Here is a 12,048-nt window from a genome sequence, read left to right on the forward strand (position 1 = left end):
AGCGCTTCGGATTGCGCGATGACAAAACCTCGTCTGACGTTCTTCGACCGGAGTGCGTGCGAAGACTGGGTTAAAATCGCGGTTCCTTCGAAAGAACCGTCATGGCCGCAGCCATGGAAGGCTTTCATTCTTGCAACCCAGTGTGGCGAAGATGAGCGAGCCTTTCATTTCTCTGTGCCCGGAGATCACGCGGGCAAATGCATTCCATTTGATCGACTGGCTGGAAGACGAGAGCGTGGTTCGCTATCTGAGCGATTCGCGTCATGTTTCCCGATCCATCGAGCAAGTCGTGAGCCGGGTGCAGCTGCCGATCCTTACCCATCTGTTCAATCAGGGCGGCCGCTTCTTCATGGCGTACGACCGCAACGACGAGCCTGTCGGGTTTGTCCGCCTCGTGAAGACAGGGCAGGACTGCGAGATCGTCCTCGTCATCGGTAACCGCGACAACTGGGGCCGAAAGCTCGGCGCGAGCGCGCTTCGCGAAGGCATGAAGTTCGCCTTCTTCGATATGCGGGCCGAAAAGCTCATCGCCAAAATCCACGTCGACAACGCACGTTCGCTCAAGGCCTTCCTTCGCTGCGGTTTCGTGCTCGATAGCGAAACGTCCGCGATGAAGTCCTTTGCCATGACCTCGGACCGGTATCTCCAACGTCTGCGGGACGGCAGGCTGGGCAATCTCTCCGAAATCCACATCACCGAAATCGATCAGACCCGGCTCAGGAATCTCGTGGCGCTCGAACAAGGTGCCGACGTCGTGGATCTCGAGCATGAGATCGAGCGCGCCATCGCCGTCGATTCGCGACATGTGGGCGAGGACGTGGTCACGATGAACTCCAGAACCTTGCTGCGACTGGACGACGACGCCATGGAGGTGGATCTCGTCTATCCGGGCGACGCCGACGGCAGCGCCGAAAAGCTGTCGGTCTTTTCGGATGTCGGCTCGGCGATCATCGGTTATCGGGAAGGGGACGCGATCGACTGGCGAATCCGCAACCGCACCCGCCGCATCCGCATCGAGAAGGTGCTGTATCAGCCGGAAGCCGCCGGCGATTTCCATCTGTAGCCGTCGCGACATGCGTCGCTGCCCACAACCCTCGTCAGGCGGTCGCTGCCTCGAGCGCCGGCGCCTTCGGCAACGTAATCGTGAAGGTCGTCCCCACACCGACGTGGCTGGCGACGTCGATGGTGCCCTTGTGGAACTCGATAGCGGCGTATACCACAGCCAGGCCTACCCCCGAACCGTCTTCAAGCACGGCATTGCTTCGCGAGCGGAACGACATCTGGAAGATTTCCTTGAGTTCGGCTTCGGGAATGCCCGTGCCGTTGTCGCGCAGCGTCACCTCGAACGCTTCGCCCTTGTCCGAGAGGCTCATGTCGATGGTGGGCGGCGCTATCGTGTACTTCGTGGCGTTGCTCACCAGATTGATGAACGCGTGAAACAGCACGTTGCTGTCGCCGATCATGCGGCTGTCAATGCCTTCGGGCGCCTGAACAGTGATCGTCGCGTTGGGAAACATGTCCGACCCGACCCCGCGGACCTCCTCCAGCAGCGCGACGAGCGACAGTTCCGCCCGTTTGCCGAACTTCGGATCGTCCAGCGACGCGCTTTGGGCCGCCTCCAGCCAATTCTGAATCAGGTTGTTCAATTTGGCGACCGCTTCGCGAATCTTGATGTAGCGGGGGCTGGCGTCCGTCTCCTCGTTGCGCGGGCTCAATAGCCGCTGCGCGTGCCCGTCGATCACATTGAGCAGCGTGCGGAACTCGTGTGTTGCCATCGAGCGGAACGTCTTCTGGAAGTTGTTCAGACGTTCCTCGTTCGCCAACGCGCGTTGCAGGATCGTATTCTTTGCCGTGGCGAGCTTCTGATTGCGCACCAGAGAGGCCGTGCTTTCCTGAATTTTCTCCAGCGTGCGAGAAAGCGTTCCGATCTCGTCGCCACGCGAGAGCCACGGCAGACGAAGGTTGTCCTTGCCCGCCACCGCGTTACCCGCCATGCGGATCAGGTGCGTCAGCGGCCGGAGAATCACGGTGTCCACATAAATCAGGCAAAGCAATGTCACGACGATCATCGCGACGATCAGCGCATCGATTTTCAGCAGATGTTTGCGAGCGTCGGTGTTCTTCGCCTCCACATCCCGGATCAGCGACTCGGTGCTGCGAAATACCAGCGTCCCGAAGGTGCTGTTGGCCTGCGCGTATTTGGCACCCGACTCGCCGCGATAGAGCTTCGCGGCATCGTGCAGCTTGCCGCTTTGCGCCAGTTGGAAAACCTGATTCGCGGCCCGGCGGTACTGCGCCCACTGTGACTCGAATTTCGAGAAGGCCAGACGGTATTCGTCGTGCACCAGGACCTTCTGATAGCGCTCGGACGCAGCCTTGATCTTGTCGTCGAACTCGGCGGCGGCCGTCCGGATGTCGGCCAGCGCGTCAGGCGACATCGGCGTGAGCGCTTCGGACTCCACCGTGCGGAAATCCGAAATGTAATCGTTGAGCGCTTCGAGCACGCTCAGGTTCTCGATCTGCGCGCGTTCGGCGGCGATGGCGCGTTGCTGCGCGGAATCGACCTGATAGTGCACCGCAATGCCTACGGCGATCATCGCCGCGAGGCACAGCGCGAGCAGGAGATACATCCGTCCCCGAATCGGGAGCGGCTTGCCGACGGACGGCACCGAGGAGGTTGAAGACGTTTTCGGCATGCGAGAGGAGTCCGGCGCGAGAGCGCTCAGAGCTGAATGATGTTGAGCAGAGCGGCGCGAACCACGGCTTCCGTGCGCGTGGCGACGTTCAGTTTTTCGCGCGCGTTATCGATATGGAAGTCCACCGTGCGTTTGCCGAGTTCGAGAATGATCGAAATTTCGGCGGACGTCTTGCCGCGCGCCGACCATTGCAGGACTTCCACCTCGCGCCTCGTGAGGCCGAAGGGCAGCGGCGTGCCATCGAGTGCCTCCTCGTGCTCGGTGTATTTACGGATAACGGTATCCAGCACGTCGAAATCCACCGGCTTGAGCATGTACTCGTCGGCACCGGTGCTGTGCCCGCGCATGATCGATGCCTTGTCGGCGTTGCCCGTCAGGAAGATAAAGGGAATCTTGCGCTCGCCCTGAATGATGCCGCGCGCGCTTTCCAGGAATTCGAAGCCCGTCATGCCGGGCACGTTGACGTCGCAAACGATGATGTCCGGCATGAACGCGGCAAGCGTGGCCAACGCGGCGGAAAAATCGTATGCCACTTTCACCACATAACCCCGATCCGTCAGATCTTCACGAATCAGGTCTGCCGAATCACGGTCGTCCTCGATGCAGAAAACTTTGGTGGGAGATGACATCCCGTTGACCCCGGTTTTTTTAATGGAATAGTGAAATCGTACTAAAAATATCGCGGGACGACGAAATTTCGCAGAAATCCACACGGGTGACACGTCCCGTGCGCGCGTTAAGCCCGGAATTGCCGTAGGCGAGGGCTCGGGTCATGTTGCGTTCCCGGCACCCGGCGCAAAACCCCGTATAAATCGCGGCGACGTCGCGCGCGATGCTACTATTCGCTCCAAATTACAAATTCTTACAAAAGCGAAAAAGAGATACGGAATACTGAATGGGGACAGTTCGCATGACCTGCGTCGCGTTTGCGGCGCTTTGCACGATCACATCGGCCGCGCAGGCTTACACGCCAATCGACATCGCGGACCGCAACGGCACGCCGTTCATACAGGCGCGGCTCTTTTCTCTGGGGGACGGCGTCTACGCGACCGACGAGCACCGCCAGGACCAGATTTCATCGGGCACGCTGTCGCCGCTGCAAACCGATCAGGTGCGCGCGGCGTTGAGCTATTGGGCGGAAGTCATCAAGGTCACGCCCGGCCGCTCGCCGGCGATCATCAACGTCGGCATGAGTACAAGTGATGGCGCCCACGCGTACAGCCCCCACGCGCTCGACGCGGGCCTCTTGCCCGCGGGCGAGGACTATAATCCGACGCTCGTTCAGGCGGCGTTGCAGAACAGCCCGCTTGAGCGCCCTGTCTATCACGATGCGCACGGCGAGATTACCCTCGGCCGGATGGCGTTTTCCACGGCGCCCCACGTGGCGTCGCAGATTCCGCTCAACAGTCAGGCCGACCTGCCTGCGGTGATGCTGCACGAGGTCGCGCATGCGCTGGGCGTCGTGGCGAACGTTGCCGTAACCAAGATTTCGCCCACCCTGCATACGAACCGGTTCGCAACGGTACTCGACACCTGGTCGGCGCACCTCTACGACGACAACGACCGTCGTGCCCAGCCGGGGCAGAACATTCTCACGCCGGAGAACGTGGGGACCGTTGATCCGACGGCCTTCGACGCTCGGAAAGACACGGCGTACTTCGCCGGCGATCACGTCAGGGAAGTGCTCGGCAATGCCATGAAAGGCATACCTGTCAAGGCCATGTTCGATGGGCGCACCTTCGATTCGCCGATCTTCTCGCACATCGAGTTGAAGAACAGCCTAATGAGCCACCAGACGTATCGCAATTACACGGCGTTCATGGAGGCGGAACTCGCGGCGCTGCAAGACATCGGCTATGACATCGACCGGCGCAACTTCTTCGGTCGCCCGGTCTACGACGACGGCCTGACGCTGACCAACGACCGGCCCTTTTTCGGCCGAAACGCCGACGGTACGGACTATGTCCCGAACACCTACAACACGGCAACGCTCGGGCTCGGCCTGCACGTGTATGGCAGTCACAACACGATTGCACAGCGTGCCGACCTGCTGAGCATCGGCGACGGCGGCGCCGGCATCCGTGTGGATGGTGTAGGCAACAACGTGAGCGTGCTGCCCGGCACGCGCGTCTACGCGGACGGCAGTAACGGGCGCGGCGTAATGTTCGCGTACGGCAAGGGCCATACCTTCGTCCAGCAAGGCGACGTGCAGGCGCTTGGCGCGAACGGTATCGCGGCAAGCTTCGACTTCGGGCACAACGCGCTGGGCGACGGTGGCGACTATCGCGGGTCGTACATCTTCACGAAACGCGACGGGACCACGGGGCAGCCCCTGCCGCTGCCCGACGAACTGGACGGGCCTCTCGTTGCCCGTGCGGACATCACCGGCCGGCTCGCGGGCAGATATGCATCGCTGTACATGTCGGAGAACGGCTACGTCGGCCAGATCAACATCATGCGCGGAGCCGCCCTTTACGGCGACATTCTGTCGAAGTACGCCGAGCGCGACAGCCAGGGCGCGCTACGTCTGACGCAACTGACCTTCGGATTGACGCCCGATGCCGGTGGCGTCGCCATGAATCAGGCGGATCCGACGTTCATTCTGCGTTATGACGGCAACATTGTCGGTAGCAATCTGGCGCTAACGATGGCGGGCGGCACGACGCAGATCAACGGCGATCATACGGTGCACGACGTGACCGTGAATGCCGGCGCCACCCTCACGGGCAACAGCCGCTATGCACTCGATCCCGCGGGCGGCGGCTTCGTGAACGCGGGCACCGTCGCACCGTTGCTGGCGGGCGGTTTCATCAGTGTTGCCGGCGACTACGCGCAGACGGGTACCGGGCGTCTTCTGCTCTCGATGGCGGACAGCGGGGCGTTCAGCAAGCTGCTGGTGAGCGGTCATGCGGCGCTCGACGGCACACTTGCCATTGCGCCGCAACGCGGCTGGTACGCAAACGGCATGACGGTAACGTCGGATCAGTGGCTGAACGCGTCGAGTATCGGCGGCGCGTTCGCCAACGTGACGACGCTGCTGTCCTCACCGACGCTGGCGGCGAGCGTGAGCTCGCTCGGCGCGAACACCTATCGCGTTCAGATCGCGCGGGTGGCGAACGCCTATTCGCAATACGCCACCGACGGCAACAGCCGCCGGGTGGGGGCGGCGCTCGATCGCATTGCCGACAGCGCCGGCGCCGATCTGCAACCGCTTGTCGCCGCCCTCGACTTTTCGGCAGCGGACGGCAGCGGCATTGCAAAAGCCTTGCCGCAGCTCACGCCGGCGGCCTACGGCGCGATGTTCACGGGTGCCTTGCTGCGCGAGCGCCAACTGACCGACATGGTCGCGACGGCGGTGGGCGCGGCGAGTTCCGGGGCAGGCGGCGACGGTGCACACGCGGGCAACTGGCGCGGGTTTGCGATGCCGTTCGGCAGCGGGTACTGGCGTGCGCGCAGTGGCGACATGGCGGGCGCGAGCGGTAACACGTACGGCGTCGTGTTCGGTGTGGAACGGCTAACGGGCGACGGGCGCGACTGGGCGCTCGGCGCTCATGGCGCGATCAGCGGCCAGTCGACGCGGCTCGATGCGCAGACGCCAGGGTCGGGCAAGACCACGGCACTCGACATCGGCGTGCATGCGCGCTACGCCCCGAGCGCGAACGCCGGTCCGCACGCGTTTGCGCTGGCGCGTATCGGCGTCGAAGACGGTCGTGTCGACCGGAGCATCGCCGTGAACGGCTACACCGCGACGCCGCGTGGCACATGGACCGGCGCGACGGCAACGGTGAGCGTCGGTGGCGGCTGGCGCTGGCAGTTGAGCAGCACGACGAGCGCAGGCCCCGTGGCGGCGCTCGATTACACCGGGCTGTACCGTCCGAACCTGACGGAAGACGGCGCCGACGGCGCGCGTCTGCAACTCGAGAGCAAGACGTTCAACTCGTTGCGCACACGCGTGGGCGGCGAACTGCGCTTCGACCTGCCGATGATCGCGGGCAACGCGCTCACCGCCAATTTGCAGGCGACGTGGAACCACGAGCTGACGGGCGGGGCGGTGACCCAGAGCGCCAGCTTCGCCGGGTATCCGGGGATTCCGTTCACGACGCGCAGCGAAGTCGTCGGTCGCGACAGCCTCGGACTGCAAGCCGGGGTGTCATATCGGATGGCGCGGAAGATCGTCTTCGGCGCCGCAGTGTCGAGCAACGTCTACAAGGCTGGAAACGCGGACATCGCAGGATCGGTGTCGGCAACGTGGAGGTTCTGATGTATGCATAACGCCAACGAAAACTTGATGCCGACGCACCAGGCGCCGGAGGGGCAACTTCGGCTAAGATGCTGCCATCGACGTCGTGGCCGATGCGATACCTCCAAGAGCGTGCCGCCCGAGCACGCCATCCCTTCGATCCGGCAATCATGCAATCTGGCAACGCATTGCGACGCCTCTTCGTGTTCACGTGCACGGGCGCGGCGCTGGCTGGGGCGGCGTTGACCTTCGCGCAGCCGCCGCAATACAAAAACGACGCCGAACTGATGGGCGCGGCGATGGCGTCGCCCGAAGGCGTCGGACAGGTGCTGGAGCGGCTCGTGCAGAAGTGCGGGCTGTTCGGCGACGCGACGCGGGCGCACGGCAATACCGCGTTGCGCGCGTGGCAAGTGCGGCATCGGGAATATTTGGCCGAAGGACAGCGCGTTCGCGCCGAACTGAAGGCCGTCTACACCGATCCCGAGGCCAGGCAGCGCTACGACGATCTCCTCTCGAACCAGTTTCCGAAGCTCGTCGAGCGTCAGTTCGTGGTGTATGCGAACACCATCGACGACCAGCCGACGCAAGCCGCCAAAGCGGATCTGTGCGACGGATATTTCAAGGCCGTCGACGACCGTCAGTTCGATCTCACGGTGAACGATCCGGCACTGGCGGCGTTCTTCGACAATCGCATTGCGGCGCGCAGATCCGCGGGCAACGCTCACGGCCGGTGAGGCATGGCGTCGCAGGCCGCTGTACGGTGCCCAATGCAATCCCGCCGACGATCAGGACGAGCGCGCCCCAGACATCCGCCCCGAGCGATTCGCGCAGCATCAGCGCCGACGCCAGCGTGCCGACCACCGGCACGCCGAGCAGGCCGAGCGACGTCACGCCCGCCGGCAACCGGCGTGTGACCACGCCGGCCAGCCAGTACGCGATACCGCCCCCGAGCACGCCGCCATACGCGAGCAGGCCCGAGAATACGACCCATCCGCGCACGTGCGGCACGCCGTCTACCGCGAACGCGATCGTGCACAGCATGGCGCTGGCGAGAAGCAATTGCCATGGGCTGAGTTCGAATGGACCGTTGACCCAGCGGTGCGCCCGCATATGGACGATGGCCACGGCCCATACGAACGCCGAGAGCAGCACGAGCGCGTTGCCGGCGAGGGCGTCGTGGTCATGCCAGTCAAATGCGAGCGGGTTGAACATGACCGCCAGACCGAGCAGGCCGCAGGCGAGTCCGAGCAAACGTCGCAGCGTGAGCGCCTCGCCGAGCCACAGCCGCGCGGCGGGCATCACCCACAGCGGGGTGGTATAGGCGAGCACGGCGGAGCGTCCCGCACTCACGTATTGCAGGCTGAGCGCCACGAGCAGCGAGAACACCGTCATGTGCAACAGACCGACGCTCAGAATCACCGGCAGATCGCCCCGTTTGGGCACGACGAGCCGCCGGGTGAGCGCGCAGATGACGAACAACGTCGTCATGCCGATGGCCGAGCGAAGCGCCGCGCTCCACCATGGCGAGACATGGGCGAGCAGCGCCTTGCTGACCGGCCAGTTCACGCCCCACGTCACGATGACGATGGCGAAGAGCAGCCCGGCGTGCGAGCGCCCGCGCGCGCCCTTCGGGGTGAGACGTTGCAGGCCGGCCGGCAGGTTCACGTGTCCGGACTCCGTGACGGGGGTGAGAAAGCGCAAAGCGCTCCCCGGCGGGATGCCGCCTGGCGGAACGCGCTATCCCATTACGGTAAGGCAGTCGTGTGAGGTGGAGAAGCGCCAGGAGCCGGGCAAACGATGGTGCCATGGGGCCGGGCACGCATGTCCCGCGGTGTTGGCATCACGGGACATGGCGGGGGCAGGGGAGGACAGCGGTGCGGGGCGCCGGCTAGACGTCACGCCTTGGGCGGTGTGCCGCCGAGTTTCATACCAAGACCACGCAGGAAGACGCGGATGCCGTCCATCTTGCCCAGTTGAGGGCGGCGACGGAAGACATCGTAGTCCGCGGCCTCGATCATGTCGAGAATGCGCAGGCCACCGTGCACCACGCAGCATAGCTCAAGCCCGAAGCGGCCCGGCACGCGGTTGGCGAGCGGTGCGCCGCGCAGCATCATCCTGCGTGCGAAGTCGACCTCGTGGCGCATGAGGGCGCGCCAGTTGTCGTCGTACTTCTGCGCGCCGATGTCGGCGTCGGTCACGCCGAAGCGGGCCATGTCGTCCTGCGGCAGGTAGACGCGCGCCTTGCGCCAGTCGACTTCCACGTCCTGCCAGAAGTTGATCAGTTGCAGGGCCGAGCAGATGTCGTCCGAGCACGCGATGTTCTCGGGCGTGTCGAGCTTGAACAGGCCGAGCATGATGCGCCCGACCGGATCGGCGGAGCGTCGCGTGTAGTCGCGCAACTCGGCAAAGGTGGCGTAGCGCTTTTTCTCGATGTCCTGATCGAAGGCCGAGAGCAGGTCGGAGAACGGTTGCACCGGCAACCGATGCCCGGCGATCACCCGCGCAAGGGCGGCGAAGAGCGGCTTGTCGGGTGACGTTGGCCGGCCGGCGGCAATCTTGTCGAGTTCGGCCTGATAGGCGGCCAGCCCGGCGTGGCGTTCGGCGTTGGTGGCGTCGCCCTCGTCGGCAATGTCGTCGGCCGTGCGCGCGAAGTTGTAGATCACGCCTACCGGCGCGCGCATTTCGCGCGGCAGCAGGACACTGGCGACCGGGAAGTTCTCGTAGTGCTCGATCTTGGCGTCGGAAGTCATCAGGCGGATGAGGCAAAGGAAGGCAATGCCGCCCGGATGACGGGTCACGGATACCGGGACACCGCGAAGCGAACCCCGGGGCGGCGCTGAGTGCCCCGAGATTCTATGTCATCGTCCCGCATCCTGTCGGGAAAGTCGTGCCAATCCCCGGTATACTTCTGCCTTTGTCAGAATTTTCTGGCTTTTTTGCATTGTCACCCTGTTCCCCTGTACGACGAGGAGCCTCGTGAGCGTCGCCGAACCGATCGAAATTTCGCCTGAGCAAAGCAGCGCACGCGTGGCGTCGGGCAGCAGTTTCTATGCTGCCATGCGCATTCTGCCGCCCGCGCAGCGCGAAGGCATGTTCGAGATCTACGCCTTTTGCCGCGCGGTGGACGATATCGCCGACGACGGCGACGACACGTCGGCGAACCGCATGGCGCGTCTGGCCGTATGGCGGCGCGATCTGGCCGATCTGTACGACGGCCGCGCGGCGCCGTCGCTCGCGAACCTGGCCCGCGTCGTCAAGCAGTTCGGCCTGAAGCACGAGGACTTCCTCGCCGTCATCGAAGGCATGGAGATGGATGCCTGCGGCCCCATCGTCGCCCCGGACCTTTCCACGCTCGATCTGTATTGCGATCGCGTCGCGAGCGCCGTCGGGCGTTTGTCCGTCAAGGTGTTCGGCATGCCGGAGCAGGAGGGCATCGATCTGTCGTATCACCTCGGCCGTGCGCTCCAGTTGACCAATATTTTGCGCGACATCGACGAAGATGCCGGGATTGCGCGTGTCTATCTGCCGCGTGAGACGCTGGCGGACGCCGGGATTGTGAACGTCACGCCCGAGGCGGTCGCCGCCGCCGATCTCGACCGCGCGTGTGCGCCGCTCGTGGCGCAGGCGCGCGAGCATTACGCCCGTGCGCGCGCGATCATGGCGCGCCACCCGCGCCGTGTGGTCGTTGCCCCGGCGGTGATGGCAAAGGCCTACGGTGCGATTCTCGACAAACTGATTGCGCGCGGCTTTGCCGTGCCACGCGAGCGCGTGCGGGTTCCGCGCTGGCGTCTCATTCTGATGCTGCTGCGGCAGATGATTCTCTGATGGCGGGCACGGTTCACGTCATCGGCGCGGGCCTCGCGGGGCTGGCTGCCGCGGTCCGGCTCGCCACGCGCGGTGTGGCCGTCGTGCTGCATGAAGCGGCGCCGCAAGCGGGCGGACGTTGCCGTTCGTACTTCGACCGGCAACTGAACGCCGTCATCGATAACGGCAATCATCTGGTGCTCTCGGGCAATTCGACGATGCGCGAGTTCACGCGCCTCATCGGCTCGGAACACACGCTCACCGGCCCGGGGCGCGCGGAGTTCGCCTTCGTGGATCTCGAGAGCGACGAGCGCTGGACGGTGCGCCTGTCGGAAGGGCGTCTGCCCTGGTGGATCTTCGACAAGCGCGCGCGCGTGCCGGGTACGAAGTGGTCGGACTATCTGTCGCTCGCGCCGCTGCTGCGTGCCGGTCCGCACGCCACGATGACCGACGCCATGCATTGCCCGCCCGCGCTGTACAAGCGGCTGATCCATCCGCTGTTTCTCGCGGTGCTCAATGCCGATCCGGCCGAAGGCTCGGCGCAGATGGCCGGTGCCGTGATTCGCGAGACGCTGGTGCCTGGCGGCAAGGCCTGCCATCCGCTGATCGCAAGCGAAGGTCTCGACGTGACGTTCGTGACGCCTGCGCTGGCCTATCTGGAAGCGAAGGGCGCGCGCGTAATGATGCAGCACCGCGTGCGGGCGCTGCATTACGCCGCCGATGACAGCCGCGTCGAAGCGATCGATTTCGGCGATGGGCCCCAGGCGCTGGCCGCGGACGATGCCGTCGTGCTTGCGGTGCCGCCGAACGTGGCGGCGTCGCTGGTGCCGGGTCTGACGACGCCGGACGAATACCGCGCCATCGTCAACGCGCATTATCAAGTGGCGCCGCCGCCGGGCTGCCCGCCGATGATCGGCGTGGTGAACGGCGTGAGCGACTGGATCTTCGCGTTCGACACACGTCTGTCGGTCACGATCAGCGGCGCGGACCATCTGCTCGACGAATCGCGGGAATCGCTCGCGATGCGCATCTGGGAAGAGGTCGCGAAGGCCTGCAAGATTGCGTCCACACCGATGCCGGTGTGGCAATTGGTGCGCGAGAAGCGCGCCACGTTTGCGGCGACGCCCGCGCAGGACCGGCGCCGCCCGGGGGCGAAGACACGCTGGCGTAACCTCGTGCTCGCCGGGGATTGGACGGCCACGGGGCTGCCCGCCACCATTGAAGGCGCGCTGCGCAGCGGGAACCGGGCTGCCGACCTGCTGTGAACGCTGCGGCGAATGCCGCCGTCATTGCCGCTACACATGTTTA

At 64.6% G+C, this 12,048-nt stretch carries 9 protein-coding genes; 5 read left to right on the forward strand and 4 right to left on the reverse strand.

Annotated features, from left to right (window positions below; all coding sequences use genetic code 11):
- The first annotated feature begins 151 nt into the window (after positions 1–151).
- Complete coding sequence (locus AB870_RS06505; RefSeq protein WP_047908882.1) at positions 152–1,063, forward strand: bifunctional GNAT family N-acetyltransferase/nucleoside diphosphate kinase regulator; 912 nt, start codon at positions 152–154, stop codon at positions 1,061–1,063.
- 34 nt (positions 1,064–1,097) lie between these two features.
- On the opposite strand, the gene AB870_RS06510 is transcribed toward AB870_RS06505, so the two are convergent.
- Complete coding sequence (locus AB870_RS06510; protein WP_084663379.1) at positions 1,098–2,696, reverse strand: sensor histidine kinase; 1,599 nt, start codon at positions 2,694–2,696, stop codon at positions 1,098–1,100.
- 26 nt (positions 2,697–2,722) lie between these two features.
- The gene (locus AB870_RS06515) at positions 2,723–3,325 is read right to left on the reverse strand and encodes a response regulator transcription factor (protein WP_047907390.1); all 603 of its coding nucleotides are present in this window, start codon (positions 3,323–3,325) and stop codon (positions 2,723–2,725) included.
- 266 nt (positions 3,326–3,591) lie between these two features.
- Here AB870_RS06515 and AB870_RS27395 point away from each other — a divergent pair, with 266 nt between their 5' ends.
- Positions 3,592–6,957, forward strand: coding sequence for an autotransporter outer membrane beta-barrel domain-containing protein (locus AB870_RS27395; protein ID WP_084663381.1), 3,366 nt, complete (start codon positions 3,592–3,594; stop codon positions 6,955–6,957).
- A 149-nt stretch (positions 6,958–7,106) separates the two neighbouring features.
- Complete coding sequence (locus AB870_RS06525) at positions 7,107–7,670, forward strand: hypothetical protein (protein ID WP_157112259.1); 564 nt, start codon at positions 7,107–7,109, stop codon at positions 7,668–7,670.
- Here AB870_RS06525 and AB870_RS06530 read toward each other — a convergent pair.
- The gene (locus AB870_RS06530; RefSeq protein WP_064674784.1) at positions 7,585–8,601 is read right to left on the reverse strand and encodes a DMT family transporter; all 1,017 of its coding nucleotides are present in this window, start codon (positions 8,599–8,601) and stop codon (positions 7,585–7,587) included. The two genes, AB870_RS06525 and AB870_RS06530, sit on opposite strands and share 86 nt — an antisense overlap.
- 230 nt (positions 8,602–8,831) lie before the next feature.
- Entirely contained in the window at positions 8,832–9,686 is an 855-nt protein-coding gene (hpnC, locus tag AB870_RS06535; RefSeq protein ID WP_047908884.1) for a squalene synthase HpnC, read from the reverse strand.
- A gap of 226 nt (positions 9,687–9,912) precedes the next feature.
- Between hpnC and hpnD the strand changes: the two genes are divergently transcribed.
- A complete protein-coding gene (gene hpnD / locus AB870_RS06540; protein ID WP_084663383.1) occupies positions 9,913–10,761 on the forward strand; it encodes a presqualene diphosphate synthase HpnD in 849 nt (282 codons plus the stop codon).
- A complete protein-coding gene (gene hpnE, locus AB870_RS06545) occupies positions 10,761–12,005 on the forward strand; it encodes a hydroxysqualene dehydroxylase HpnE (protein WP_047907393.1) in 1,245 nt (414 codons plus the stop codon). The genes hpnD and hpnE overlap by 1 nt, the downstream gene beginning before the upstream one ends.
- Positions 12,006–12,048: the final 43 nt, after the last annotated feature.

It is taken from the genome of Pandoraea faecigallinarum, assembly GCF_001029105.3.
GTDB lineage: Bacteria > Pseudomonadota > Gammaproteobacteria > Burkholderiales > Burkholderiaceae > Pandoraea > Pandoraea faecigallinarum.

What these genes read in the sequence shown, in the direction of transcription:
- AB870_RS06505 (WP_047908882.1), top strand. Translation starts at nt 152, where the DNA reads ATGAGCGAGCCTTTCATTTCTCTGTGCCCGGAGATCACGCGGGCAAAT.
- AB870_RS06510 (WP_084663379.1), bottom strand. Translation starts at nt 2,696, where the DNA reads ATGCCGAAAACGTCTTCAACCTCCTCGGTGCCGTCCGTCGGCAAGCCG.
- AB870_RS06515 (WP_047907390.1), bottom strand. Translation starts at nt 3,325, where the DNA reads ATGTCATCTCCCACCAAAGTTTTCTGCATCGAGGACGACCGTGATTCG.
- AB870_RS27395 (WP_084663381.1), top strand. Translation starts at nt 3,592, where the DNA reads ATGGGGACAGTTCGCATGACCTGCGTCGCGTTTGCGGCGCTTTGCACG.
- AB870_RS06525 (WP_157112259.1), top strand. Translation starts at nt 7,107, where the DNA reads ATGCAATCTGGCAACGCATTGCGACGCCTCTTCGTGTTCACGTGCACG.
- hpnC (WP_047908884.1), bottom strand. Translation starts at nt 9,686, where the DNA reads ATGACTTCCGACGCCAAGATCGAGCACTACGAGAACTTCCCGGTCGCC.
- hpnE (WP_047907393.1), top strand. Translation starts at nt 10,761, where the DNA reads ATGGCGGGCACGGTTCACGTCATCGGCGCGGGCCTCGCGGGGCTGGCT.